23 protein-coding genes are annotated in these 25,082 nt (G+C 54.5%); 7 read left to right on the top strand and 16 right to left on the bottom strand.

From position 1 onward, the window contains the following. Nucleotides 1-9: 9 nt before the first annotated feature. Nucleotides 10-1,089 carry an aldehyde dehydrogenase family protein gene (locus AC2FJE_RS11750; RefSeq protein WP_496760980.1) on the bottom strand — a complete coding sequence of 360 codons (1,080 nt, stop codon included), beginning with the start codon at nt 1,087-1,089 and terminating at the stop codon, nt 10-12. Beyond that, nucleotides 1,005-1,448, bottom strand: a complete 444-nt coding sequence (locus AC2FJE_RS11745; RefSeq protein ID WP_496760981.1) for a hypothetical protein — start codon at nt 1,446-1,448, stop codon at nt 1,005-1,007. Before AC2FJE_RS11745 ends, AC2FJE_RS11750 begins: the two co-directional genes overlap by 85 nt. A 186-nt stretch (nt 1,449-1,634) precedes the next feature. Here AC2FJE_RS11745 and AC2FJE_RS11740 point away from each other — a divergent pair, with 186 nt between their 5' ends. Then, nucleotides 1,635-2,132 (top strand): flavin reductase family protein, encoded by a 498-nt coding sequence (locus AC2FJE_RS11740; RefSeq protein ID WP_108859602.1) that lies wholly within the window; start codon nt 1,635-1,637, stop codon nt 2,130-2,132. Nucleotides 2,133-2,252: 120 nt separating this feature from the next. Beyond that, nucleotides 2,253-3,803, top strand: a complete 1,551-nt coding sequence (locus AC2FJE_RS11735) for a class I adenylate-forming enzyme family protein (protein WP_496760967.1) — start codon at nt 2,253-2,255, stop codon at nt 3,801-3,803. A gap of 173 nt (nt 3,804-3,976) precedes the next feature. Here AC2FJE_RS11735 and AC2FJE_RS11730 read toward each other — a convergent pair whose 3' ends face one another. Continuing rightward, nucleotides 3,977-5,164 (bottom strand): aromatic ring-hydroxylating oxygenase subunit alpha, encoded by a 1,188-nt coding sequence (locus AC2FJE_RS11730; RefSeq protein WP_496755800.1) that lies wholly within the window; start codon nt 5,162-5,164, stop codon nt 3,977-3,979. A gap of 193 nt (nt 5,165-5,357) precedes the next feature. On the opposite strand from AC2FJE_RS11730, the gene AC2FJE_RS11725 reads away from it, so the two are divergent. Next, nucleotides 5,358-5,936, top strand: coding sequence for a TetR/AcrR family transcriptional regulator (locus AC2FJE_RS11725; RefSeq protein WP_496755802.1), 579 nt, complete (start codon nt 5,358-5,360; stop codon nt 5,934-5,936). 28 nt (nt 5,937-5,964) lie between these two features. On the opposite strand, the gene AC2FJE_RS11720 is transcribed toward AC2FJE_RS11725, so the two are convergent. Beyond that, nucleotides 5,965-6,876: a LysR family transcriptional regulator gene (locus AC2FJE_RS11720; protein ID WP_496755804.1), complete on the bottom strand. Its 912-nt coding sequence runs from the start codon at nt 6,874-6,876 to the stop codon at nt 5,965-5,967. Nucleotides 6,877-6,984: 108 nt separating this feature from the next. Further along, entirely contained in the window at nt 6,985-8,163 is a 1,179-nt protein-coding gene (locus AC2FJE_RS11715) for a patatin-like phospholipase family protein (protein ID WP_496755806.1), read from the bottom strand. A 326-nt stretch (nt 8,164-8,489) separates the two neighbouring features. On the opposite strand from AC2FJE_RS11715, the gene AC2FJE_RS11710 reads away from it, so the two are divergent. The 3 genes from AC2FJE_RS11710 to AC2FJE_RS11700 all read left to right on the top strand — a co-directional run bounded on the left by AC2FJE_RS11710 (nt 8,490) and on the right by AC2FJE_RS11700 (nt 11,658). Beyond that, nucleotides 8,490-9,641 carry an aromatic ring-hydroxylating oxygenase subunit alpha gene (locus AC2FJE_RS11710; RefSeq protein WP_496760966.1) on the top strand — a complete coding sequence of 384 codons (1,152 nt, stop codon included), beginning with the start codon at nt 8,490-8,492 and terminating at the stop codon, nt 9,639-9,641. Next, on the top strand, nt 9,638-10,513 hold the full coding sequence (locus tag AC2FJE_RS11705; protein ID WP_496760965.1) for an ABC transporter six-transmembrane domain-containing protein: 876 nt from the start codon (nt 9,638-9,640) through the stop codon (nt 10,511-10,513). The genes AC2FJE_RS11710 and AC2FJE_RS11705 overlap by 4 nt, the downstream gene beginning before the upstream one ends. Nucleotides 10,514-10,596: 83 nt before the next feature. Further along, complete coding sequence (locus AC2FJE_RS11700; RefSeq protein ID WP_496755812.1) at nt 10,597-11,658, top strand: 2Fe-2S iron-sulfur cluster-binding protein; 1,062 nt, start codon at nt 10,597-10,599, stop codon at nt 11,656-11,658. A 26-nt stretch (nt 11,659-11,684) separates the two neighbouring features. Here the strand turns inward: AC2FJE_RS11700 and AC2FJE_RS11695 are convergent, their stop codons facing one another. The 7 genes from AC2FJE_RS11695 to AC2FJE_RS11665 form a co-directional block, all read right to left on the bottom strand. After that, nucleotides 11,685-12,275, bottom strand: a complete 591-nt coding sequence (locus AC2FJE_RS11695) for a TetR/AcrR family transcriptional regulator (protein WP_282119328.1) — start codon at nt 12,273-12,275, stop codon at nt 11,685-11,687. A 198-nt stretch (nt 12,276-12,473) separates the two neighbouring features. Then, nucleotides 12,474-13,856 carry a DUF1501 domain-containing protein gene (locus AC2FJE_RS11690; RefSeq protein WP_496760964.1) on the bottom strand — a complete coding sequence of 461 codons (1,383 nt, stop codon included), beginning with the start codon at nt 13,854-13,856 and terminating at the stop codon, nt 12,474-12,476. Between the two features lie 4 nt (nt 13,857-13,860). Beyond that, a complete protein-coding gene (locus AC2FJE_RS11685) occupies nt 13,861-15,633 on the bottom strand; it encodes a DUF1800 family protein (RefSeq protein WP_496760963.1) in 1,773 nt (590 codons plus the stop codon). Between the two features lie 164 nt (nt 15,634-15,797). Next, nucleotides 15,798-16,229, bottom strand: coding sequence for a DUF2141 domain-containing protein (locus AC2FJE_RS11680; RefSeq protein ID WP_496760962.1), 432 nt, complete (start codon nt 16,227-16,229; stop codon nt 15,798-15,800). Between the two features lie 18 nt (nt 16,230-16,247). Further along, nucleotides 16,248-16,520, bottom strand: coding sequence for a hypothetical protein (locus AC2FJE_RS11675; protein WP_496698000.1), 273 nt, complete (start codon nt 16,518-16,520; stop codon nt 16,248-16,250). Nucleotides 16,521-16,690: 170 nt separating this feature from the next. Continuing rightward, entirely contained in the window at nt 16,691-18,109 is a 1,419-nt protein-coding gene (locus tag AC2FJE_RS11670; protein WP_496760961.1) for an MFS transporter, read from the bottom strand. Between the two features lie 209 nt (nt 18,110-18,318). Then, nucleotides 18,319-19,383 (bottom strand): hypothetical protein, encoded by a 1,065-nt coding sequence (locus tag AC2FJE_RS11665; protein WP_496755824.1) that lies wholly within the window; start codon nt 19,381-19,383, stop codon nt 18,319-18,321. A gap of 747 nt (nt 19,384-20,130) precedes the next feature. Between AC2FJE_RS11665 and AC2FJE_RS11660 the strand changes: the two genes are divergently transcribed. Beyond that, nucleotides 20,131-20,742, top strand: coding sequence for a TetR/AcrR family transcriptional regulator (locus tag AC2FJE_RS11660; protein ID WP_496755826.1), 612 nt, complete (start codon nt 20,131-20,133; stop codon nt 20,740-20,742). A gap of 315 nt (nt 20,743-21,057) precedes the next feature. On the opposite strand, the gene AC2FJE_RS11655 is transcribed toward AC2FJE_RS11660, so the two are convergent. From AC2FJE_RS11655 to AC2FJE_RS11640, 4 genes are all read right to left on the bottom strand, one after another. Beyond that, the gene (locus tag AC2FJE_RS11655; RefSeq protein ID WP_496760960.1) at nt 21,058-23,445 is read right to left on the bottom strand and encodes a fatty acid cis/trans isomerase; all 2,388 of its coding nucleotides are present in this window, start codon (nt 23,443-23,445) and stop codon (nt 21,058-21,060) included. Between the two features lie 193 nt (nt 23,446-23,638). Continuing rightward, nucleotides 23,639-23,896, bottom strand: a complete 258-nt coding sequence (locus AC2FJE_RS11650; protein ID WP_058276668.1) for a hypothetical protein — start codon at nt 23,894-23,896, stop codon at nt 23,639-23,641. A gap of 13 nt (nt 23,897-23,909) precedes the next feature. Then, nucleotides 23,910-24,611 (bottom strand): NapC/NirT family cytochrome c, encoded by a 702-nt coding sequence (locus AC2FJE_RS11645; protein ID WP_058272027.1) that lies wholly within the window; start codon nt 24,609-24,611, stop codon nt 23,910-23,912. A 29-nt stretch (nt 24,612-24,640) separates the two neighbouring features. After that, the gene (locus tag AC2FJE_RS11640; protein ID WP_282119339.1) at nt 24,641-25,078 is read right to left on the bottom strand and encodes a nitrate reductase cytochrome c-type subunit; all 438 of its coding nucleotides are present in this window, start codon (nt 25,076-25,078) and stop codon (nt 24,641-24,643) included. Between the last annotated feature and the right edge of the window lie 4 nt (nt 25,079-25,082).

Below are 25,082 nucleotides of genomic sequence, written 5' to 3'. Positions count from 1 at the left end.
TGCACCAGATTACTTTTTCAGGAACGGTGCCATTGTCTTAAAGAACTTCTCGCCATACGGCGGGCGAAGAGCCTTGAAGACGCCATCCATGTTGATCTGCTTGAAAATAGCCTTTGCGTGGCTGAACCGTTTGAAGCCATGCAGGCCGTGATAAGCGCCCATGCCACTATTTCCGACGCCGCCAAAGGGCAGGGTGTTCTGGGTCGAATGCATGATGGTCTCGTTGATGCACGCTCCGCCGGAAATGGTGCCTTCCATCACCTGCTCCTGCTCGCCCGCGTCTTTAGCAAATACGTAAGCCGCCAGAGCGCGCGGACGGGCATTGGCAAAGCTTATGGCCTGATCCAGCGAGTCGTAAGGCAGGATTGGCAGGATCGGCCCAAAGATTTCATCGTGCATGACGTCCAGCGCCGGATCGGCGTCTACGATCAGTGTCGGGGGTAGAATTTTCTCATTCGTGGCTGAGAGATCTTCGTTGGCGGGGTTGACCTGAACGACCCGCGCCCCTGCCGAGCGTGCTTGCTCCACAAGGCCCTTGAGCCGATCGAATTGGCGGTCGGTCACAATATGGGTGACATCCGGGTTGCCGGACAGGGTCGGGAAGGCCTCGGCAAGTTTTGCCGCAAGCTGGGTGGCGAATTCTTCCATCTTTGCGCGTGGGACCAAGACATAGTCCGGTGCCAGGCATACCTGACCCGCATTGAATCCTTTGCCGGCGGCGATCCGGGCGACCGCAAGGTTCATATCCGCGCTGGGGGCGATGATGGCGGGGTTCTTGCCGCCAAGCTCCAGTGTAGTCGGCACCATATGTTCAGCTGCTGCGCGAAGGACGTGCGGCCCAATGCTGCTGGCGCCGGTAAACAGAAGGTGGTCAAAAGGAAGCGCAGTGAACGCCTGTGCGACGTCGACGCCACCGGTCACAACCACGGCTTCGTGCGGGGCGAAGTTTGCTTCTATCAGCGATTTCAAAAAGTCGGATGTGCGGGATGTGAATTCTGACGGCTTCAGCATGACCGAGTTGCCTGCCGCAAAGGCTTCGGCCATGGGGCCAATGGCCAGATAGATCGGAAAGTTCCAGGGGCTGACAATCCCAATGACACCCAGGGGTTGATAATGAATGCGACCGCGCGCGCCCAGCAATCCCAGGGAAACTCGACTTTTGCCTTCTCAGGGCGCATCCAACGATCAAGGTTGTCCCGCGCGAATTTTAACTGTTTTACCGTGCCAACGATGTCGGCCGCGATCGTTTCATGTTGTGACCGATTGCCAAAATCGGCCGAGATCGCGTCAATCATGGCATCGCGATTATCCAGTACCAGGTCGTTTAACCGCGTGATGCGATCCTTGCGTTCAGCCGCGTTTGGCGCGCCATGTTCGGCCTGGTGGGCTTTTTGTATCTCCAAAAGCGTCGCGAGGCTCTCGGCGGGGTTGGGGCTATGCTGGTTCAATACGCGTCTCCTGCGGTTGGTTTTGCGGTGCGCAACCGCCTTCCCGTTGGTCTGTGTGCCCGTTCTGTCCCATTGGTCACAAGGTTCGGGTTTCGTTTCTTTGCCGCCGGGCTGCGAAGTCTGCGTTGACATTTATCCGGCGATGTGGAAAGTAAGTGATCGTTCACTAATTAGCAAGAGCGCAGTATGACCCTGACCACAGAAGACAGGTTCAAGACCGGCATGCAGTTGCTGGCGGCCTCAACGACCATCATCACATCAGAATTCGAGGATTCGCGCGCTGGAATGGCGGCGACGGCGGTATGTTCGCTAACGGCCGATCCGCCAGCTTTGTTGGTTTGCATCAACCGAACAGCGCGAACATATGGCGTCGTGATGGACAGCCGAAAGTTTGCCGTAAACCTCATACCCGATGACATGACCGAGGTTGTCGGTGCCTTTTCGTCGAAAATGGACAAGGAACAACAGTTCCAGGTAGCCGGGACATGGATCAACGGAGATCTGGGTCTGCCTGTTTTGAAAGAGTCCGTCGTGTCCTTTGAATGCGTGGTCGACAACTGGGCAAACACGAAGACACATGCGGTGTTCTTCGGTATGGTAAAAGAAGTTCACCTGAACCCGGAAAAGTCGGCGCTAATTTATGGGCGCAAGGGATTTCACAAACTCACACCGCTGGAAGGCTGATGCAGGGTTAAAGTGAATTTTCACCTGCCTCCGCACGTCTTACACCACCAAAAACCGCCACTAAAAACGACCATCACGTAACTGAAAATTTGCCGTGATGATGCCCGGGAGGAGACACCAATGCCGACGCTTGGACAGCTGATCGACCGAAACGCAGACCGCTTTGGGGATCAAGATGCTTATGTAGAACTGGACCGCCGTCGCAGTTGGCGCGAGTTAGGCCAGCGAACAGATGCGTTGGCGAATGCGTTGCGGTCGCTGGGTGTTCGCAAGGGTGACAGGGTCGGCGTGATCCTGCCCGACTGCATCGAGGTCGCAGAAACCATCGGCGCTTGCGCCAAGGCCGGTGCGATTCGAGTGGGTCTGAACTATCGCCTTGCCCCGCGCGAAATCGGCGCGCTGATTGACGACGCGGGCTTGGATGTTCTGATCGTGCAGGACACGAAAGTTGCAATTGCCCAAGAGGCACTGACCTTCAGCAAGCGTCAGCCGGTGCTGGTGGGTGTCGGTGCCCAGCATACGCTGGAGCGGGATTATGAAACCCGGATCGCATCAGCATCTGATCGCGGAGCCTTCATCCATACCCCTCATGAGCAATTGATGATCTGCTACACCACTGGTTCAACCGGTTTGCCGAAAGGTGCGATCTATCCTCACACGTTGATGATCGAGTCGATGGGTGTAATCGCGCTGACAGAAGGTGCGGGTCCGGACGATGTCTGGCTGCACGCGATGCCGGCATCGGGCGTTCCGATCATTCACCTGCTGCGTAACATGTTCCACGGTACCAAATGCGCCATTGTTGGCGAATGGGATGCAGAAACGGCGCTTAAGCTTATTGACCGCGAGCAGGCGACGATCTGCGTTCTGGTGCCGACAATGCTGAACGACCTGCTGTCTTCCGGGCTGATCACGCAATACAATTGCGCGTCGATCCGGCAGCTGGGGTATGGATCTGCGCCAATTCCACCCGCGACAGTGCGCGATGCGCTCAAGGCTTTCGGGTGCAAGTTCTTGCAGATGTTTGGCACGACCGAGCTGATGGGCATGGGCATGATGCTGACCGCAACGGATCACGAGCGCGCTTTGAAAGACGGGCACAACTGTCTGGAAAGCGCGGGTCGACCACTATACTACGTGGACGTCCGTGTGGTGGATGAGCAGGGCAATGACCTTCCTAGCGGTGAGGCGGGTGAGCTGCTGATTCACTCGCCCTATGTGATACCTGGCTATTGGAACCAAGCGGTGGAGTATTCGGAAACCGTCCGTGATGGCTGGCTGCATACCGGGGATATCGCAGTGATCGATGCCGAGGGTTACGTGCATCTCAAGGACCGGGCAAAGTTCCGTATCAAGTCCGGCGGCTATAACGTGTTCCCGGTCGAGGTCGAAAACTGTCTGGCTGAACATGATGCAATCGACGAAGTCAGTGTGTTCGGCTTGCCCGACCCAAAATGGGGGGATCGGATTCATGCCGTTGTCACCCTGAACTTGGGCACCGCTGTCGGCAGCGCGGAACTGCGTGAGTACTGCCGGGGTAAGATTGCCAACTTCAAGATCCCGAAAGATATCGAGATTTGGGACGCGTTGCCCAAAGGACCGACAGGTAAAATTCAAAAACGCGAGATCATCGAGATTTGCAGCAGCGACGACCAAAGCGGTGCGGCATAAGCACCGTTCCTGACCGAATGCTCTTGGTCAGGGAATGAAAGTTCGAAAAACAGTGTGAGGCTTGATCGTTGAAATGCGGTCAAGCCTCGTCGTTTCAATGACCACCTCAAATGAAGCAGGCCATCCGGTTGAGCAAGTGACCCAGTGAAATCTCTGTCGCTTGCCGCGTGTACCTACGCTTCCATGTGGCGCAGAACCGATCTCTGAAAGTAGGTCAGCGGAGATTCAGCCCCCGGACCAGAGGCCATTTTGCCGACCGTGTATTTGGGCGACATCATCGCACGCTGCATTTTCTCGACGACATATACATCCTCGGTCTGGAAGTCCTGCGTTTCCAGCGGATGCACTTTCCAGTGCGAGCTTTTGATCATGCCGGATACTTTGTCATAACCGGGGATATCCTTGACGGATCCGCGGCTCGACATCCATGATTTTGCGGCCCAGACATAAGCATGCAACCGTGTCACACCGGCGCTTACAGGTTCCATCACGGATATCGAAAAAGACCAGGGGCTTGCCACGATCAGGGTTGTCGGGAACAACATGTAGACGCCGCCATAGCCTTCTTTCTCAGCATGCGGGATTTTCTTCGCGTTCCATTTGTCCATGTGCGTTGACACGAAATTCGGAACACGCGAACGCACGGTTTCGTTTTCAGTCGAGTACCAAACCTGATTGTCGCCATAAGGGTCCCAGATGTTCTTGTCCTGAGTTGGGCCGCCCAGTGTGTTCTTGTGCAGATAGGCCAGGTGGTATCCGTCGATCGCGTTCTCGAAGAACACTTTCCAGTTGCACTGCATTTCATAGGTTACAGGTTCACCGTAGGATATCAGTTCAGGGCTGGTGATGTCGTGCGGCCAGACGACATCTTCCAATCCGCTGAGCCATTCTGACAAGTCCTGATCGGGTTCGGGATTGACAAAGACAATGCCCTTGAAGACCGCGACCGAAGCCCTGTGCAGGCCGTTTTCTTTTTTGTTGATGTCCGGGAAACAGGCTTGCTGGTCGGGGATGCCACGCAGCGCGCCATCCAGGCCAAAAGTCCACGAGTGATAGGGGCACACGACCGTCTTGCCCGCATTGCCGCAGCCGTGGTCCAACAGTTCGGTTCCGCGATGTCGGCAAATGTTGTGGAACGCACGCAGTTCGCCGTCGTTTCCGCGGATTGCGACCAGGGAAAAGTGCCCTGCCTTGGCCGTCATGTAATCGCCCGCATTGGCAACCTTTGACTCGACGCCAGCAAACACCCAGCTGCGCGAAAACAGCTTCTTGTTTTCCTGCGCCAGCCATTCATCTGATGTGTAGGCTTCGGGTGGCAATTCCTGGGTAGCGACCTCTGGCATTTGGTTTGGCTGTTGCATGAATGATCTCACAAATGGCTGCTAAGTTTTCATTATTGTCATTGTTGACAGATAACCTTGAACGCGGCATATGTCAATGCAAAGTGATCGTTCACTAATTTTGACGATTTGAAAGAAATTGGCCGCAAAAACTGCGATTAATCAAGATTTCAAGGGCTCTTGTCCTGAGCCTGATGGAGAGACTGGAAACGCTATGCCGCGCCCGAGTTTAAAACCGCAACGGTCAGAAGAAATCCTTGATGCCTATATGACCTGCGTGGCCCGGTACGGGCTTGATGGCGCCACCCAACAGCGTGTCGCGGCCGAGGCTGGTGTGAAGCGACCATTGTTACGGCACTACCTTGGCAATCGTGACCAGATGATTGAAGCGCTAAATCAGCATGTCGCAGACGCGTTCAACGCGCTGACATTGGAGTTGGACTGTCATCTTACGCAGATCGAAACAGGCGATCAGCTCTTGGAAATCCTATTTGCCGAAGATGAAGAGATCGACCCACGGCTTGCTGCTGCGTGGCAGGGGTTATCCGCATCAGTCGGGGATCATCCCGAACTTGCGGAGGCGTTGCTGGAAGTCCTGGCACGTTTTGTGGCGGTTCTTGAGAAGTTCTTTGCTCGCGTGTCGCCCGACGCCACACCAGAACGGGTGAAGGCCGTGGCGCAGGGCATTTCAACGATCTTCCTGTCCCTCGATTCACTGGCCGCACTTGATGCGCCGTCAAATTGGCGCACCGAATTGAGGCGGGCGGCTTCATTGCTGACGGAAACTTTGTGATTGCCAAGTCGGGTCGCATCCGACGACGTCAGCGCGGCAGGCCCTCTTCGGTTTGGGCCTGCGTGGACAGCCAGTGACGAAAGCTGCGCAGCGACGGGTCGTCCGACTTGGTTTTAGGCCAAACAAGATAGTAGGCGCCCATCATCTCAACCGCGTCCGGGAAGGCTGCGATCAGTTTGCCTGTCGCGAGGTCCTGTTCGATCAAATAATTGGGCAATAACGCAACGCCAAGACCGTGAACCGCCGCCTGATTGATCGTTGTGTATTGATCGTAAATCGTTCCGGGCAACGCGTCGGGATGGCTTGTCCCCATATGGCTGAACCATTCTTGCCAGGCATAGGGCCGGGTCTGGATGTGCAGTAATGGGAGTTTCAGCAGATCTCGCGGTGATGACGGCGCGCCTTTGGGCAGCAAGGATGGTGCGCAAACCGGCAATACACTTTCCACACGCAGCAACAGCCGATCCGTGCCGGGCCAATCGGGTTCTCCAAAATGCAGCGCCGCGTCGAAGGGTTCAGCGGTGAAACTGAACGGACGCAGGCGGGTCGACATGTTGATGGTTATTTCCGGGTGCATGCGGGCAAATTCGGGTAATCTGGGCACTAGCCACCGCATTCCGAACGTCGGCAAAATCGCAAGGTTCAAGGTGCCACCAATAGGAGCCATGTGCAGCTTTAGCGAGGCCTGAGCGATCTGGTTCAAGCCTTGCCGAACCTCGGCAACATATTCCTGCGCAACCGGCGTCAGCAGCAGGCGTTTGCGATCCCGACGGATCAGATCGACACCTAGCTGGGCTTCCAGTGTTTGCAATTGCCGGCTGACGGCACTTTGGGTCAGGGCAAGCTCATCAGCGACCGCAGAAGCCGAGCCTAAGCGATCCAGCGCTTCAAGGGCGCGGAGTGATGAAATTGAGGGGAAGAGGCGGCGTGGCGTTACCATCTATGCGGTCTGCTCATGATTTGCCCCGTTATCCTGCAGTTATTTGCGCTTTGTTCAAACATCTTGTTGATTGTCTGCTTCAATAATTGGCCGGGCCTTAAGTCCTCTTCACTGCCACTGCTGCGCATTATAGATCCACTCTTCCTTAAGCTGTCCGGCCCAATAACCGATCGCAAACAGTTCGGTCATGTATTCGGGGTCGAAGGGTTCCTGCGGCTTTCTTTGAAATTCCTTGGGTATATAGGTGATGTTGGCTTGAAACCCGTCCCGGTTCGCGAGGGTCAGGATGCTTTCGATATTGCCAAGGCTTTGCGAACTGATCAGCATTTCGAACGCGCGGTTAGCCACTGCGGTTGCATTTCCGGGCAACGGATCGAAACTCGGTTCCAGCGTTTTATTGTGGATCAGCCAAATGCGGTTTTTTTGATTGCTCAACCCAGCGTCCCGCAGCAGCTGATGCATCTGCAAGTCGTATGGGTAGGCAAAAATCTCGCGGGTAAGCCCGCCATCCACATGCAGTTCTTCGCGTTGTACTTCGCCATTGGTCACCTTAACTGTAACTGGTTGAAACACGACAGGTATCGAGACCGAGGCCAGAATTACATCCCGGATCAGCTCCCGTGCGCCCGGCGTGTCGGTTTGGGCGATCGCCCCGATGTTCCACAGCACCGGACGTTCCGCATCGATGTTGGTGGTGCCGATCAAAAGCTGGCGGTCCAATCTGTGCTGCTTCGCGATCTCGCGGATCAGATCGTCGGTCAGTTCTTGCTTGATTGCCGCTTTCAGTGGCGTTGCTTTGGTCAGAAAGCCGCGCCCAAAGACGGCACCTGAAACGTCCAATCGCACGACATCCCGGGTTGCGGTTTCGGTGTAGAACCGCTTCAGACGGCTGTCATAATCCGGACCGAGGAAAGCAAAGGGCGCAATCAACGCGCCAGTTGAGATTCCGGTGACCACATCAAAGGACGGGCGTGTGCCCTTGTCGGTCCAACCATTTAGAACGCCGGCCCCAAAAGCGCCGTGCTGACCGCCGCCCGACAGCGCAAGAATGTTCAGGCCTTGCCCCCTTGGAACCTGTGCTAGCGTCTTGCGCATTTCCGCATTGAGAGTTGCCAGACGGTCGCGACTATCATCCTCGAAATACCGGCTGTCCGGGGTTATTCCAACCGGTAGAAAGGTCTCGTAATTCTCGGGCGTCGGCGTAAGTGCTGTCCGATCATAGCTACTGGCACAGGCGGTTAGCATCAGCGCGAGGGCGAAATTGACGCAAATGTTGAATGAGGGCATCGGTGTATTGTCCGTCTTGAAAGTGGTGCCGCTCTGTATAGTGCCAAGCAAATTTTGTTGAGTGCCAAATCTCTGCAGGCGCCTTAGTCCGATTGTATCGTTAGGTAATGTGCGAGATGACACCGATCGAAACGGCGGACATCGCAAAAAATTGCTTACATGTTTCGGCTGATTTCATTCTTTAAATTGTCACCATTGACAGTTGTTTGCTGTTTGCCTATCTCGGTTCAAAGCACCGTAAGATCGGGCATGTGTTAACCACTGTTTCTGAGGTCAAAACGTTTAGCTTGCCAACCGTGAAGACGACGGCCCTAGGAGGGGACAGCATGCCGCAAATGTACCATGAGTTACCTGCAGAGGCGTATACATCGCAGGAGTGGTTCGACCGAGAACAGCGAGAGATATTCTCAAAAACATGGCGTTTTGCTGGTTTTATGGAAGATTTGCCCGAGCCAGGCCATTATCTTTCGGTTCAGGCGGGATTGAACAACTTGTTCATCGTCATGGGGAGGGATCGCAGGCTGCGGGCCTTCCACAACATCTGCAGACATAGGGGCACCCAATTGATCCGCGCCGTGGGAAAGACCCAAAAAGCGCTGACCTGCCCCTATCACGACTGGACCTATGATCTAGAGGGCAACCTGATCTCGGTCCCGGATGAGCATCGCGAATATAAGTCCGTCGACAAGTCCTGCCTTGGCCTGAAGCCTGCTTCGGTCGATATCTGGAAGGGTATGTTGTTTGTGCATCCCGACCCGAACGCAGGGTCGATCATGAAATGGTTCGGCGATGTGGACGACAAAGTCGGGCCGCACGTGCCAGAAGAGCTGGTGGAGCACGAGGACACATCCAACACCTATGAGATCAAGGCCAACTGGAAGATCGTCGTCGAGAACTACATCGACGTCTACCATCTGAGCCACCTGCATTCGAACACCTTACAGATGTATGACCACGCCAATGCGCAATATGGTTGGTATGGGCCGCACTACATCTTTTGGGAACCGCCGGTCGCAGAGTTCGCCAAAGATCAGAACAAAAAGCTTCAGATGCCTCGGGTCGTTCCCGAAGATCAGAATGGTGCATGGGTGCCGATGCTGTTTCCAGGGGTAGGAATTGGCGCGTCCGAGGACGTGTGGAACGTCTTTATCATTACCCCGCTTGCTCCGGACAGGACGCGGATTCTGAACCGGACGCGTGTTGCCAATGCCTCGGGCTGGGAGTTTTTGAAACAGGCCACCCGGTCGGCGTCCTTCTGGAACAATTTCGGCATCAAAGGCAAATATGACGGTGATGATGCGTATGATGAAAACGATCCGATGGCCTCGGGCGATTTCACGCAAGAGGACATCTATGCCTGTGAACAGCAACAGAAATCCCTGACATCGCCCTATTTTGAGGTCGGTCCAGCCGCCGTTGGGGAAAGCCCCGTGGTTCAGCACCAAAGGGTCGTTCGCGATTGGTTGCAAGAAGAATGATCAACTCCGACGACCGGTTGTCGATTGCGACCTTGCTGCGGGTCTTCCGCACAAAGATCGCAACGACCTGGGGTCTGACCCTGGTTGAAACGGGGTTGTTTACTCTCCTTCCCCTGTTGATCGGCTATTCGATCGACGGTCTGTCGAATGGGGACTACACGTCGTTCATCTATTTCGGTGTTGCGATGGCAGCGCTGCTGGTTGTGTCGACGTTGCGCCGAATTTACGACACCCGGGCCTATGGCACGATCCGCGTCGAATTGGGTAAGGCGCAGGCCAAACGGGATGCGGGACGCGATGTCTCGGTGCTAAATGCGCGGGTGCTGATGGCCCGCGAACTGGTTGATTTTCTAGAGAATGAGGCCCCTGAATCGATGGGTGCGGTCGTCCAGGTTCTGGTCTCGGTCGGTATTCTGATGTCCTTTCACGGGGCACTTGCCACCGCCGCAGGGACCGCTGCGGTGATTATCCTGATCATCTTCACCCTGTTTTCGCGTCGCTTCTTCCGCCTGAATGGGCTGTTGAACCACCAGTCAGAAAGACAGGTGACTGCGTTGCAAAGCATGGATTTGAAAAAGATCGACCAACACTTGTTTCGATTGCGCAGGCATGAGGTTCGGTTGTCGGATTCCGAGGCGCTTGTCTACGCTGCGATTTTTGCTGTCTTGCTCAGCATGCTGGCCTTCAACCTGTGGTTTGCAGCGACGCAAAGCGGGGCGACGGCAGGGCAGATCTTCTCGGTTGTCACCTATTCGTTCGAGTTTGTGCAATCGGTTGTGGTTTTACCGATGGTCCTGCAAAGCCTCGCGCGCTTGTCTGAGATCACCAAACGGATCAACGCGGCGGCATCGAAACTGGGCGCCAATGCCTAATCCGTTCAATTCAAACACCCGGCCCGTATCGGGTATCATCACACATCCTGCCCATTCGCATGGCACGAATTTCGGAGGCCCTAATGACCAGAGATTTTCACCCGCTTGAGGTGCTTGAAACGCGCAACGAGATCGGCGGGCAGGCCAAATCCGTCATGTTCGACGTGCCGCCACATCTGGCCCAAGACTTTGCCTGGCGTGCCGGTCAGCACCTGACCCTTCGCTTTTGGATCAATGGTGAAGAGGTGCGCAGAAGCTATTCGATCTCGTCTTCGCCCGCTTCAGGGGGTCCGCTGCGTATCACCGTCAAACGGGTGAAAAAGGGGCTCGTCAGCAACCATATCAACGATACGGTTCAACAGGGTGATGTGATCGACATCATGCCGCCATTTGGCAGTTTTTGTCTGGATACAGACACGGAGGAACGGCGCACACACTATTTCTTTGGGGCGGGCAGTGGTATCACCCCGTTGCATTCCATGCTTCAGTCCGTGCTTTTGGCCGAACCTTGGTCGGTTGCGCATCTGGCCTATGGTAATGCGAACGCGGACAGTATCCTGTTCAAAGATGAGTTTGCCGCATACCAGCAGGCTTTTTCTGAACGCCTGACGGTGCATCACCTTCTTTCCAAACCCTCAATGTGGTCCAGTTTCGCTTATTGGCGCCGGGGTGTCATCGACAAGGATGCGCTCGAGGCGCTGATCACAGAAAATCCGCCTTATGCCCAGAATGCCCAGTACTACATCTGTGGTCCCGGCGGGATGAACAAAGCGGTAAAAGACGCGCTTATGTCTTTGGATGTGCCTGCCAATCGGATTCACATGGAAAGCTACGGCGGCGCGCAAGAAACCGATGACAGTATCAAGGGCGTTGATGCCATTGTGGACATAACACTGAACGGTCAGCGACAATCGGTTCAGATAGCATCTGGTCAGACGATCTTACAGGCTGCTCAACAGGCTGGGTTGGAGCCGCCATATTCCTGCCAGTCTGGGGTCTGTGGGGCGTGCCGGTGTCAGGTGAAAAAGGGCGCAGTTCATATGCGGGCGCGAACCGCTTTGGATGATAATGAGATCGCGAAAGGTGCCGTCCTGTCCTGCCAGGCGGTTGCCACGACGGACAAGCTTGCGGTTAGTTATGATTAACCCGGCCGTTGGCCGGGCCGTCGCCGTCAGGTTTTTTCTTCCAATGTTTCAGCCAGTTTCAGCGCGGCGAAGTATGACGAATAACCCCATGTTTTCGGCGGTTTAAGCGGAACGAAAGCATCCGTGGTGATAAACAGGTTTATGATTCCGTGCGCGACGATCTCACAGGCTTGTTTGTCGGCTTTTGGGTGTGAGGCAAGAACGATATCTATTGCCACCTTATAAAAAGCCTCCATCGATTCCAGTAGCGGCTTGCGAAGCTCTGGGTAGATCTCAATCGAGTTGACGAGAGCTTGGTAACAAATGTTGATCCGGGGATCCATCTCACCGTCAGAGTTGAACAGGGCCTCGATCAGATTGCGGGCATCGGGATGTTCGTCCAGCGCAACGCGCAATGTTTCGGTCTGTTTGCTGAACGTTTCGACGACATGCTCACCTAGCGCCAGAACCATTGCTTTGCGGTTGCCAAGATGATGGCGGATCAATGGGCGCTTCAGCCCGGCTTGTGCCGCGATATGTTCAAGTGTGGCCCCTTCGACGCCATAGCGAACGACGCACGACATAAAGGCATCGAGGACTTCTTTTTTACGTTGATCTTGTACCGAGGGGCGACCCATGCGATTACCCTTACACTGAAACGGAATTTTAGAGATATCTTAGTTGAAATTGACTGTCAAGACTGACAATCAATTTAAATCCAGAGTGTCTACCGCTCTTTAACGTTTTCTAAACTATTGCCCATCGTTCCAGACGACAATCTGACGCAAGCTATGTTCAAGCTTCCCGGTGGGGCGACCTGTTTGAGGGCGGTGGATCTAGGTGAAAAGCCCAAGCCTTTCTCCGCCCGCCACATCCGCAAATCTGTTGAGATTTGGGAACAGAGTTTTCAGTGCCGAAGGTTGCACACCAAACCAAAGGGACAGATCAGCATAAAGTTGATCGGTCGAGGTCGTTGGGATCAAAACACCGTTGCCCACATCAAGCGCGTTGTCGCTGGCCAGGCCAAGTTCGGGGTAATCTCCCAGAATCTGCCCGCCTTTGACAGCATTGCCCATAACCAAAGTATTGCCGCCCCAACCATGATCCGTACCGTTGCCATTCGACGTCAACGTCCGGCCGAAATCTGATCCGGTGAACGTCACGACACGATCAGCTAACCCCATGTCGTCAAGCGTTGCCTGAAATGCACCGAGGGCTTCGGACAAAACGCGCAGCATACGGGCATGGTTCGCCAACAGCTCATCATGATGGTCCCAATCGATATAGCGCACAAAGAACGTTTGCTGCTCGTGACCCAGCCGGTCCGAGGCGGCAATCGTTTTGGCGACCATACGCAATTGCTGTGCAAGGTCCGAGGATGGGAAGGACCGGGGTATCTTGATCCCTCGGGTCGCGGATTTGAACGTCTCGTGTTTGGACTGTGCGTCACGGGTCAGGTTCAGATATGTCTCACGGAAGGGATCGCCGTTTTGATCGGCGTTCATCATTCGGTTGAAACTGTCCAAAAGCAGGTCGTTGAGCGGGCTTTTCTCTTCTTTTACGTACAGGCCGACGCTGCCTTTGTCTGTGATTGCATATGGCGAGTCGATCTTGCCGTTTTGCGCAATGTTGTTTCCGGCCAATGAGATGTTCATTCCGATCTCGTGCGCCGACTTTGAGGGCTGCAGGTCGTCGGCAAAGAACCCGAACCATCCGACATTCACATGCAGATCCGGGCGCGAGGTTTGCCAATGTTTGAACTGGTCTGCGTGGCTCAACAGTCCCAGGGGGAGTGCGGCCGAGCCGTCATAGAACTGCTCTTTCCGGACCTGTTCGACCAAGGGCCCAACATTGGCGACAAAAGAGAGGCGCCTTTGATCGAACAGCTCGGCCATTTCGGGCATCGACGGGTGCAGGCCAAAGCTGCGGCCCAGCCGATCTTTGGGCGTATCCAAGTCCAGCAGCTCACCTCGCGAAAGGGCAAGATTCGCCCGCGTTTCCGAGTATTGGCCATGCGCGATTTTGTTCTTTGGTACCAGCATGTTGAAGCTGTCATTGCCGCCATCCAGCATAACAAAAACAAGCGCCCTGCGGGCGGGCTTGATCATTCCCGTCCCAGCTTGCGCCAAGCCGGGCAGGGCGGCACCCATCAATGCGCCAGTTGCGGCAACACCGGTCGAGGCCAAAAACTGCCGACGCGTAAAGGATTTGGTCAGCATGGGCTCAGGCCTCCTGCACGGTAAATTCTGGGGAAACGGCAATCATGAAGGCGATGGTCTGCACCACCCATTCGGGATTGTCCGCATACTGCACATAGGCTTGCTTGATCCGTTTGCGCACTACGGCATCAGTCCGACCGGTCAATAGGACCGAAATCCGATCTATCAGCTCATCATGACGGCCTCGGTTCTTTGCAATTTTGATCTCTTCGCTCAGATCGAAGCTCAGCGCGTTATTGGAATTGGCCCATAGCGTATCGGGGTCAAACTCCATCACCATCATCTGCTCGGGACCCGCGCCGATCTGGGTCGAAACCAGCGGGAGATAGCCGCCAAAGAACCAGTAGTAGATGTTGTTGACATAAGCGACCGAGGTTGCGGCCGTGTGCAGCTCAAACTCGGGAGCGCGAAGGCCCATCTTCTGCAATGCGCCATGAGGGGTGAAATCGGGTTTGTAGAAATTGAACACAGTGGGCGCGGACAGTGGATGCATCTGCAGCGCCTCTTGAATGTCATCACCCAGCAGCCACAGCTTGCCGGTCTGGTTATGCACTCCAAACGCAATCAGAACCTGCGTGACGCGATGCAGGGGCGATTTCAGCTTTTGGGACTGTACTACTTTTGTCGGGGATTTGTATGCCGACGGCAGACGTTTAGCGGCAACCTCATTGGTCAATGGGTAGGTCAGGATTGTGCGAACTGCGCTTTTCAGATCTCCGTTTGGGCCAAATGCCTGCGACACCGCTTCGACATAGGCGGGCGAGGGATTGGAGGTGACCAGCCGGTTGATCAGATGGGTTGCGATGAACGGCGCGGTCGAAGGGTGGGCAACCAGTTGGTCGATGGTCGAACGGATTTCTTTTGGGCCGGACTGATCGCCGGGCAAGGTCAGACGACCGTTCAGCAGGGATTTTGCGCCACGGTCGTGAAAGGCTTCTTCCACGATCATCGGTTTGGTCGCGTCAATGAAGGGCACTGTCTTATAGGCCTTTTCGACCCCATCATCGAACTGAACTGGATAACCATTATAGCTGTCTTCCCAGAACGATGTGTTCCACTCGTATTCATAGGCCGCGGGCAGCAAGCCGGTGAAGACCCGAGCCAGTTCCTTGATGTCGCGATTGTCATAGGTCGGGATCGGATCCCCACTGGCATCCAGTTTTTCCGTGCCATCGGGGTTCAGTTCGAACAAGCCAATAGAAAACAGCTGCATGATCTCACGCGCATAGTTTTCATCCGGATGGATGTTCTTGGCCTCGTTCGCCTTTTGATTGGTCATATGCGACAGGTAGATACCCATCATCGGGTGCATCGACACATCGTACAGAAGGTCTGAATAACTGCCGAACGCGTGCTTATAGAGCAGGTCATAGTAATTCGCCATCCCGATGGCATCCAGCTCCAGCGAAGATGCGTCCGAAATAACCAGAATCTCGGACAGCGCCTGCGCAACACGCTGACGCAACAGGTCGTCGCGCTGCGTCAGCGTGTGGTTCCACCAGGCCATGTGGAAATACCATTTATAGGGCAGGGCGGGATTGTTGCCGTCGCCGTTGATCGCCCATTCACCATGAGCGCGCTTCAGGCGCTTCCGAATGCTCTTCCAAATCCTGCGGGTGGATTTTTCGAACGGCCCATTGTTTCCGACCGAGGCGTTCAGCTGATCATCCAACCAGCGTTCCGGGCCGGTCTTGCTGACCTGATGCAGTAACCTCTGATCGGTCCCAAGCGTGGCCTGCATCAAGAATCGACTGGTGTCTTCCAGGGATGACTTCATGGCGGATGGCGGTCCTTTAGATCTGACGACAGCGGCTGCGATTTCAGTAAACTGTCATATGGGACAAAATAAAACTTAGCCCCGCCGTTTCAACCCGAACAATTCGATATCCGCAAAAAATGCCCCGTTTCCGGGGCAGTTGGGGTCAAATTTGAAAGGTAGCTTTAGTTTGCGTAATTCATTTTCAAACCAAGCGATGAGGTATTGCCATCGTATTCAATCACCGCGTCTTCGAACGCCGGCAACGATCTGACGCCTGCGCCCTTGGAATATGCCCAACCTTCTTGCGGGATCGGCCCTTTCATCTCGAACTGGCCGTTGTCGTTCTGGTCATGATGTATCATGATCGCAAGCTGTCCGGGTTTCTGGTTCTCGAGCGTTCCGGAAACTGTGCTACCTGAGGCGGGGATCTTCGCGTAGCCTACGATTTTCGCCATCTGGCTTTGGTCGAACGCGGTCTTATCGTCAAAGGCCAGGATGTGAAGGACGCCTCCGCGTCCAGAATCGACACCAGAGATATCGATCTGTATATCCCCGGCCGCCGCCTGAGATGCTGCAAGAGCCATAAGGCCAGCGATGAATGCAGTTTTGGTCATTGAGTTTCTCCTGAACAGTTAACCGATGTAAATTCCAAACAGACGCCATGCGAGATCCTGCACGACGTAAAGCAGCCCGAAGGTGAACCACATGATCGTGATGGCGTAGAAAAGCGGCGGGTTTTCTCGGCTGTCGATTGTTTCAATCAAAAAGGCCTGGCCGGTCATGAAGGATGAGGCGGCCCACCACATGAACAGCAACCCCCAGATCGCGTAGACCTGAAACCATGTGGCCAACAGCAAACATAAGAAGATGATCCAAGAAAGGGGGTGGGATTTGAGGTATTGCATTGAACTTCTCTATCTATTTTCGGGGTTTGTGCCCGCATCAAAGTGGGCACGACGATGGGTTACCTATGCCTCAAAAAACTGCGTGGCTTTGAAGAGGCTGTGTAATATTCTGGCTTGCCGCCATTGCTGATCAGTTGAAGTTCCGTCCACGCGGGCGACCTGCCAGCTGTTTAGTCATGGATTGCCTGAAGCTGGTCGAACTGCGCCTTGTCCAACCGGTAGAACATCAGGGCAACAATCGAGGCCATGTATATGACGAGGCTAAGGCAGGCATAGTTCCATCCCAGTGCACGGGTGACCTCGGGGGTAAGGTTCGATTGGTCTGGCGCTTCCGGAAAGCCTACATATGCCAGAAACATTCCTGAGATCGCTAACCCGCCAGCCGTGCCCGCCTTAAGCACGAATGTGATGACCGATGTGATGATCCCTTCGTTCTGGAAACCGTTCTGGCTGATACCCAATTCAACGACGTCCGCGGTCATCGACGTCAGCAGAGATGTGGTCCAGACAATCAGGATGATTTGCAGAATGCCGTGAACAAACAGCAACCAGATCAGAAGTTCGGTGCCATTTGCAGGGAAGAACCCGATTTCACGCAGCACGTAAGGGGCGACACCGACAATTGCCGAGAGGATCGACAAGTATATGGCGCTCGATTTTTTGTCGCCGGATCCTGCGATAGGTTTCAGGGTTACGCCCGCTATCAAAGCACCGATCAGGTTGGCCATCAGGATCAGAGCTATTTGGTCATTGTTCAGCTCCCAAAAGAACGAGGTCAGGTAGGTCCACAAAGCTGCTCCGATTCCAGCGCCCACCGCGAAAACCGCCGAGCTGACAAAGATGGCAAGTAATGCAGGCAGCTTGAACGCCGCGAAAAACTGTCTGAAAAACCCAGAGATGCTGTAGGTCGCCACATGCGAAATATCCAGCATTCTATTCTGCCATTTGCGCGTGCCCAAGGCGGTGACAGTGATAGCCAGCGCTATGAGGATTGCACCGACAAGGCCTGCTTCCTGATAGCCGGCCTGGTTGAGGATGCCGTAAGGCATCGTGTCGGTCGGAACCAACCAGATCACATACATCGCGATGACCATGATCTGACCGGCAATCCAGGTGACCGAGACCTTGAGGCCAGACAACATGGTTCTTCCGCCATAGTCCTTGGTCAACTCTGGCACCATCGCGTTGTGTGGAACGTCAAACAACGTCATCGCCGTCCGCAGAAGGATCGTTGTGATCAGCAGGAACCAGAACAGCTGGGTCTCTGAGGTCAGTGCTGCAGGTGGGTTCCAAATTAACCAGAAAAGGAGCGCGACAGGTATAATCGCCGCGTAGATGAACGGGTGGCGCTTGCCGGCCCGAGAGCGCGTGTTATCCGACAAGTAACCGACAACAGGATCAGACACAGCGTCGCACATCAGAGCAATGAAAAGCGCAAACCCCACCGTCTCGGCCGGAAGGCCGATGACCAGATTGTAGTAGATAAGCAGGAAAAAGCTCAGCCCGTTCGACAAGATGCCGTTGGCAATGCCGCCTGCCCCGTAAAACAGCTTCATGCTGACCGGTGGGCTTTCAGTACTGGAATTCATATTCTCCTCCGGAACTTCTTGCAGCAAGACGGTAAGTGATCGATCACTCAAAGCAGATCATAAGGATCGTTTTTTGTCAAAGGTGTTAAACAATGGAACCTAACGACCGCGTTTGAGAAGCAATTGACCGCCGAAGCAATAGGCAACAAGCAGCGGCCATTCGCGTAGTGGAGTGCAAGTCCCGACCGCGTTCGCGGTCGGGTGCTTGATCAGAAGTTATGCGACAGGCTCACACGTACAGCGGTGCCGGAAACATCCCGGATCTGCAGGCCCGCGTCAGGTTCGTTCACATCGCCAAGCGTGCCATACGTGACATCAACCAGAATTCGGGTCTGACCAATCGAGTGAACGGCACCCAGTGTGATACCTTTGCCGCCGCCTTCATAGTCAAAGCCAACAAAACCGCCTTCAGGTTCAGAGCGGGACAGAATGCCGTAGAAGTACCATTTCGGGTTCAGCAGGTAGCCGACGCCAATTTGGTAGTCGACCGAGTTTTCCGCAAATTCCGCAAGCGGACCGCCAAGAACCGGAGACTGTACGGCGACATCATCCCAGTTTCTCCAACGGACCGACCCGAAGGCGCCCCAAGGGCCGCTGATTGAACTTTGTACGTTCAGGGCGACTGTCTGAGGGGTGCTCAATTGCGTCGTCACGTCAGATGGCGAAAGGGGTTGCAGCTGTTCGACACCATCCAGATCGTGATCAATTTCCGAGTAGTATGTCAGGTCGGCGCGAAACGCGATCGACGGGATCTCATACGCGGCACCCACAAGGAAACCGGGATTGAAGTCACCCTCGGAATCCAGCGAGTAGCTTAGAGAGGGATTTATCAGTGCACCGCTGAAATCGTTAATTTTTTCGAACCGTACCCCGGCAAAGGCACTAAAATTCTCATTGAATTTGTAGCGCGCCATCAAAGCGACTTCGGTGCCGCGATACCGGACGTTGGTGCCAGCAGACGGGGCGCCCGTACCAGTTGGGTATAGAAGCTTATAGTTGACCGAGTTGAAGCCGTGGATTGCGACTGCCCATTTGTCGCCTACATCCTGTTTGTAAGCCAGGGACAGGCCGCTAATGCTGGGTGTAACAGTACCTGTTGGCTGTCCGAACTCAGTGCCTTCGGTTTTTGAATCGGCCCATCCTCCGGTGATTTCGACATAACGGCCCTGCTCAAAAAGGAACCGGTTTACCGATGGGAACCCCTCGATTCCGCCGGCAAATGCTGGGCTTGAAATCAAGCCCGCGCCCAATGCCAATGTTGCAATTTTATTCATTCTTCCCTCCCTTTCCTCGGCTTTGTGTCTTTAATTGTGCCGAGGGGACCTGATGTGACCGTGGCGCTAGGGCGCGGCGGCCTGTTGAAAGCGCCGTGGTTTGCGCATGGTCGTGCAACCATCGAATGACGTGTCTTCAAATGGTTGCGTTTCCGGCTTGTGAAACTGTTTGTGGTGCAGCAGGGAGGCGCGCAGCGTGAGGCCGTCGCAATTAGGTGCGATGGCGGAATGTGGTCTTCCGTTTGAATGCAACGCCGCGACCCTGATGTGGGCCGCTTTGCAGCAGGCAATACCAATTGGTTCGGCAAACAAGCCGATTACGCGCTTTTTCATAGTCCCTGTCGTTTATTGCAGCCCAGTCTTAGGCCGGGTTTTTGGTCTGATTATTGCGGTGCGAGTAGTCCCGGGGTGACACCTCCTCGTTGCTTAGATGTTTTGATTGGCTCGCTCCTCCCGGGTCTGCGCCGCGTTACGGAACAACTGTTCTGCGCGAACCCTACCAACGACCCGAACTTATTCTGGATAGGTCACGGATTTGCTCCTGTTGCTTGCCTGTTGGTTATTTGTTTGTCGGTTATGACAGTTATTTGTTGCACATAGCTGACATCTTTTCAATACGTTTGTATTGTACGTTTGAATTGGAATATTATTTCGTGGCAAACGTTGTGTTTTCAGGGCTTTGATCCAGTTCTCACAAACACCAGGGTTCCGCTCAAACTTTTGCGGGATTTGCGCTAGGAAAGGCGGATGACGCAAAATTTGACAGAGAATCGGGCCAAACAGCGCGACAGAAACCGAGAACAGAAGCGACGTGAACTTGCCGAGAACGCGATTGCCACAATTGCGCGGGCTGGATACGCCAACACCACCTTGCGGGACATTGCGGCCTCGACCGGCGTATCACTAGGCAAAATACAGTATTATTTTCCCGAAAAAGAGGGGTTGCTGTTGTATTGCGTAGATCTGTCGGTCGACAAGTTCACGTCACAGCTGAACGAGATTCTGGATGCAGAACTCAACCCTCGCGAGGCACGCAGCGCGTATATCGAGCTGTTTGCCTATTCGATCGTCAACTATGCGCAACTGCACAGGCTTTGGTATGATATCCGCAATCAGGCTATGTTCGATGGTTTGCTCAGGCCGCGAGTTGCTGACGTCGAGGCCCGGTATGTCGCAATTTGTGACGAGCTTGGAAAGAAGTTTGCGATCAATGATGTGCGTGGTGTGGACATCTATATGATGCTGGATGGCGCCTATCGGTATTACATCCAGCAAAGCATTGCCGGGATGCCACTCACCGCAGAGGACATCGCGCAGCACCTAAAACGCATTTTAGGCTACCTGACGGGTGAAAAGTAAGCTTCGGACCAATACTCCGCCGTCTCGCTCTTCGCTTGCCGGGGTGTATTTTCGTCCTTTCTCCGCTCGGGTTACAAACAAGGTTTCCCGCCGAAAATCTGGGTCTGATGGAGATCTTGCAGGCAGTATAATGTCATGCCAGAAAATAAAGTAAACGAGGCGGCATCGGCTTTTGAAAATGCCGTAACAACCGCGTTTGCTGTGCTTACCGCTACTTCAGTTTGGCTCAATGACGTGGCCTAGGTATTAGGCTTTCTTTCTGCGTCGAGTTGATAAAATGCGAATGATCAGACGCCCCTTTTTCAATGGGCGGACTTAGTTGTTTTCAGGATCGCTATCGGATCGAGGGTCCTTATACCGGTTCAGGTCCAGCACGCCTGCCTGAACGGGGTCGCTTGCCAGAAACATAGTCATCACCTGATCGCTGGTTTCCCAAAACCCCGGGCTTGTCCTGCGCAGGCCATAAGTGGTTACGAAATCGAGCCATTCGGTCTGCGACCGCACTGATTTGAGGTCGGTTGCAAAAGACGCCAGCTGGGCTTCCTGAAGTCGAAAGTAGAAATTTGGATAGCTTCCGATCACCCCCGGAAGGATGGTCAGCACGTCGGCTTGCGGATTCCTGCGATCTTTTTCTTCAAATAAGAACGCCACATTGTAATGGGCCTTGTCGTGGAGCAGCGAATAGAGAGATGTGGAACCATCTTCGTTGTCCACCAAAAGCAGGGAAACATCTGACAGATACCTGACCCAATCGCCGGTTTGATCCGCGAGCGCCCGCAAGTTGTCCACAACATCTGAATTGCCATTCGAGCAGACGGCCCCTTTGCATCTGTTGATCGTGTCCTCGACAGCCCAAAGACCGTTGCCGCGATTTAGAAGTTCCAGGAGGAACTCTTGCTTCGGCGTGTCCGTTTTAAAATCTATGCCAGTCGGAAAACTGTCATCGACACGGCGCCGGTGCCAATACGTGTGCAGCTCGGCCAGAGCTCCTTGGTACCAGGTTTTGTGCATCCTTTGCCTGTCGCCGCGCGGCATGAAGTTCAGGAAAGTGTCCTCACTCTCCATCCGCAGCTCGTCCATGTATAACCGGGTTGAAAGCTGGTGTTCGAGCCGACCGAAAACATCAAAGCCTGCGACCAAGTCGTAATAAATACGTTCGAACACCGGATAATCGATAACCCATGCGGTTTCGGGGATGCCGCCGTGGAACCCGGTCATAGCAGAGGCATTATCGAAATGCCGAAACACGGTAATCAGCGCCTGGGGATTGGTGCCCTCGCCATCCCAGATTGCGTCATATCCAAACCCGTTTTTGTGCGCCGCGCTGTTGCGATATCGGGCATCCCTAAACTCAAGGTACTTGATCTGGTTTTCGTGGGACATTCCGTGAAGGTCCCCCAAGAACCCTATATCTGCAGTACTCACTGGCAATTCCAGAAAGGCCGCCCCGTCCGCCAAAAAGCTGGGGTCTGTGACGGACAGATCGGCATCCGGATCAAGGAAACTGACCCAGAACCGATCTTCAATCACGTCAACAGCGGTTTCGCCGTGACAGACCGGTCCGCGGATGAAGCTGCGCACATAAAACAATGCGTCGTCCAAAAGAAACTGATAACGGCTGAGGGCCGGTATGTTGGCAAAGGTGCTGAACGGGTTGCCGCCTTCGTCTTCTCCGTACGCAGGCAACTCGGTGACGGACCACGCCGGATCAAGGAATAGCTGCTGGTATCGCGCCAGACGATCCGGACCAAAACTATAGACCAGATGATCTTTGTGCACGATCGTTTCGTCGAATGCCTGCAGGCGATAGTAGAACGGCCTTGGGCCGGGACTATCGAAGGGACGGCGTGTCGCGATGATCTCAATCTTTGATCCTGGCGGGCTGGCGGACCGCACCAGCTGAAAAAACTGTCTTGGATTGTCGGATGGAAAATGGAGACGCGCCAGAAACAGATGTTCGTATACATATCTGCTCATCAATTGATGGCGCAGGTCGGGCACGTTCAGAAAGGCCTCCCAATTTGTGATCTGATCCTGAATGTCCTGAGGGATTTGTGGTGTGGCCGATGGCAAGGGCGCACCATTTTTAAGCCATGACATGAGGGTTTGGTATTCTTGCTCACTCAGTGGGGCTGTGGCGTAGGGCATTCCCGCCCTTGGGTTTTCCGTGCTGAAGGCGTCGAATTCCTGCGTTGTAGGGCAGGTCAAGGGGCGATCAATCGACAAACCAAGCTGGGTTGGGACAGGTGCGTTAGCCGTCAAACGGGCTTGCCTGCCGAGGTTAAGAGAGCGCTCTAACACCGACCTGCCCGTGCCGGTCACCTCGGATGACGGAAGAACGGGAAAAAAACCAAGATCCCGCCACCCGGGAATTGTGTGCGCGTCGATGCCAAGCCGTGTTGGTTGCGCATCTTTTAGTCGTTCGGAGTGGTAGACCGCCTCTTTACTGGCGCCGCGCAAAAGGCCGGCAGGGGATGTCAGCTTGAGTTGGCAGGGCGCGTCGTAGCAGCTGTGGCACACCACACAGCGGTGGTTCAGGATATCCTGCACGTTGGCCCAGTCTGCATTTTCCAGCCTATCGTCATTGGTCGCACTGGGCGCTGCTGCATCTGACTGGGCCAAACCCTGATCAGCAAGCAAAAATGCAATCGAAGCCGCTAAAACACGGGTGATAAAACACCAATCTTGTAATGTTCGCAGCATAGATGCCCCCGTCTGAATGGTTTGTTTTCATTGACCATCACGCCAAGCCCAAAGGCCTTAACAGGGTTATACTACTGAATTGATATCGTTTGTCGCGTTTCCTGAACTTTTACGTTGAGGCAACGCTGGGTTGTTTGCCGCAGTTTCACATGCGGCAAAGTAAATGTAATTGGATCTTAGATTGCCAATAGTGTCAGACCGTTGCCCCCTTGATGCGTATGGCCGATCCCACGCTACCAGCGCAAAGGCCAATGCCAATTGCGACCAACAGCTCAAATGTATCGACCGCGGCAAATGAACCATGAGCGAATACGAAGGTTGCCAACACCCCGACAATGCCCCCCATCAATGCGCCCAGCCAAACGCGGCGTGTCATCATTCCCAGGGCCAGCCCAAGGATACCCGGCAGACTGATGACGTTGGCCCCGATTGTTCCCAGAATTTCCAGCATTTCGTGTCCCTTTTCAGTCTGCCCGAGTACTCAGGAATGACTTGATGTCATCGCCGTCAGCTGCGGCCTGTTGTTGCAACGAACCCTGCGCTTTGCTGGCCAAGGTTTCGGTCACTTCCTGATACCGCTCCTGATAGCCGGGTGGCAGGCTATGGGCGATGCCCTGGTGGCAATCGATACAGGTCATGTTTTCATCAATGGCGCGTTGGTGCTCAGAGGCAGCGCGCGTTTCCTGCAACGTGAAATCCATATAGTCGAAGTTGTGGCAATTCCGGCATTCGCGACTGTCGGAGGCCTTCATCTTCTTCCAGACGGCGGTCGCCATGCTCAGACGGTGCTCTTCGTATTTCTCGGGTGTACTGATCGTGCCTGCCAGCTCGTGATAGACGTCCTTGACCGCCATGATCTTGGCTTTGATCTTGTGATTCCACTCATGTGGCACATGGCAATCGGAACAGATAGCCCGCACACCGGAGTGGTTGTTGTAGTGGATCGTCTCGCGATACTCGCCCAGATTAGTCTCCATCGTATGGCATGAGGTACAGAACTCCTCGGTATTCGTCAGCTCAAGCGTCCAGTGAAACCCGCCCCAGAACAGGATTCCAGCCAGAAAACCCGCAAGGATCAGAAAACCCGAGCTAAAGGCAACCGCTGGGGTCCAGATCCAGTTCCAGATGCGGCCAATCCACCCGCGTTTTTCAGGAGAGTCTGCCATGTTGGTGCTCCTTTCATTCTTGCGTTGGATTAATTGCCCGAGGACGGTTGAAAGACGTTGTCAACCAATGGCGGCGCGTCTGCTTGCGGCACGTGGCATTGGTTGCAGAAATAACGGGTGCCTGCGATGTGATCCAACTCGTTGCCGTCGCGATCCAGATAGTGTGTCATCGACAATGTCGGGGCGTTGCGTTCGCCGGCTTTGGTCCAGTCGTGGCAGGACAAGCACTGATTTGTGCGCGTGTCGATCTGGTATTGCTCGACCGAGTGCGGGATCAGCGGCGGTTGTTGGCGATAGTTGCGCTGCATGCGCCCTTCGACGTTCTTGTGGATCTGTTCCAGAGGGATCAGTTCATCCACATCGGCACCCCGCAGGGATTCTACCTGAGCTGATTGCGCAAGGGCGAATCCGCCCAAGAGTAAAACGGGGATAAGGGCTATAAGGCCTGTTCGGGTTGGCTTGTTCATCTTG

Source organism: Ruegeria sp. CDSC002, from assembly GCF_059610905.1.
This window is presented reverse-complemented; position numbering and strand designations above follow the sequence as displayed.

What these genes read in the sequence shown, in the direction of transcription:
- AC2FJE_RS11740 (WP_108859602.1), top strand. Translation starts at nt 1,635, where the DNA reads ATGACCCTGACCACAGAAGACAGGTTCAAGACCGGCATGCAGTTGCTG.
- AC2FJE_RS11735 (WP_496760967.1), top strand. Translation starts at nt 2,253, where the DNA reads ATGCCGACGCTTGGACAGCTGATCGACCGAAACGCAGACCGCTTTGGG.
- AC2FJE_RS11730 (WP_496755800.1), bottom strand. Translation starts at nt 5,164, where the DNA reads ATGCAACAGCCAAACCAAATGCCAGAGGTCGCTACCCAGGAATTGCCA.
- AC2FJE_RS11725 (WP_496755802.1), top strand. Translation starts at nt 5,358, where the DNA reads ATGCCGCGCCCGAGTTTAAAACCGCAACGGTCAGAAGAAATCCTTGAT.
- AC2FJE_RS11720 (WP_496755804.1), bottom strand. Translation starts at nt 6,876, where the DNA reads ATGGTAACGCCACGCCGCCTCTTCCCCTCAATTTCATCACTCCGCGCC.
- AC2FJE_RS11715 (WP_496755806.1), bottom strand. Translation starts at nt 8,163, where the DNA reads ATGCCCTCATTCAACATTTGCGTCAATTTCGCCCTCGCGCTGATGCTA.
- AC2FJE_RS11710 (WP_496760966.1), top strand. Translation starts at nt 8,490, where the DNA reads ATGCCGCAAATGTACCATGAGTTACCTGCAGAGGCGTATACATCGCAG.
- AC2FJE_RS11705 (WP_496760965.1), top strand. Translation starts at nt 9,638, where the DNA reads ATGATCAACTCCGACGACCGGTTGTCGATTGCGACCTTGCTGCGGGTC.
- AC2FJE_RS11700 (WP_496755812.1), top strand. Translation starts at nt 10,597, where the DNA reads ATGACCAGAGATTTTCACCCGCTTGAGGTGCTTGAAACGCGCAACGAG.
- AC2FJE_RS11695 (WP_282119328.1), bottom strand. Translation starts at nt 12,275, where the DNA reads ATGGGTCGCCCCTCGGTACAAGATCAACGTAAAAAAGAAGTCCTCGAT.
- AC2FJE_RS11690 (WP_496760964.1), bottom strand. Translation starts at nt 13,856, where the DNA reads ATGCTGACCAAATCCTTTACGCGTCGGCAGTTTTTGGCCTCGACCGGT.
- AC2FJE_RS11685 (WP_496760963.1), bottom strand. Translation starts at nt 15,633, where the DNA reads ATGAAGTCATCCCTGGAAGACACCAGTCGATTCTTGATGCAGGCCACG.
- AC2FJE_RS11680 (WP_496760962.1), bottom strand. Translation starts at nt 16,229, where the DNA reads ATGACCAAAACTGCATTCATCGCTGGCCTTATGGCTCTTGCAGCATCT.
- AC2FJE_RS11675 (WP_496698000.1), bottom strand. Translation starts at nt 16,520, where the DNA reads ATGCAATACCTCAAATCCCACCCCCTTTCTTGGATCATCTTCTTATGT.
- AC2FJE_RS11670 (WP_496760961.1), bottom strand. Translation starts at nt 18,109, where the DNA reads ATGAATTCCAGTACTGAAAGCCCACCGGTCAGCATGAAGCTGTTTTAC.
- AC2FJE_RS11665 (WP_496755824.1), bottom strand. Translation starts at nt 19,383, where the DNA reads ATGAATAAAATTGCAACATTGGCATTGGGCGCGGGCTTGATTTCAAGC.
- AC2FJE_RS11660 (WP_496755826.1), top strand. Translation starts at nt 20,131, where the DNA reads ATGACGCAAAATTTGACAGAGAATCGGGCCAAACAGCGCGACAGAAAC.
- AC2FJE_RS11655 (WP_496760960.1), bottom strand. Translation starts at nt 23,445, where the DNA reads ATGCTGCGAACATTACAAGATTGGTGTTTTATCACCCGTGTTTTAGCG.
- AC2FJE_RS11650 (WP_058276668.1), bottom strand. Translation starts at nt 23,896, where the DNA reads ATGCTGGAAATTCTGGGAACAATCGGGGCCAACGTCATCAGTCTGCCG.
- AC2FJE_RS11645 (WP_058272027.1), bottom strand. Translation starts at nt 24,611, where the DNA reads ATGGCAGACTCTCCTGAAAAACGCGGGTGGATTGGCCGCATCTGGAAC.
- AC2FJE_RS11640 (WP_282119339.1), bottom strand. Translation starts at nt 25,078, where the DNA reads ATGAACAAGCCAACCCGAACAGGCCTTATAGCCCTTATCCCCGTTTTA.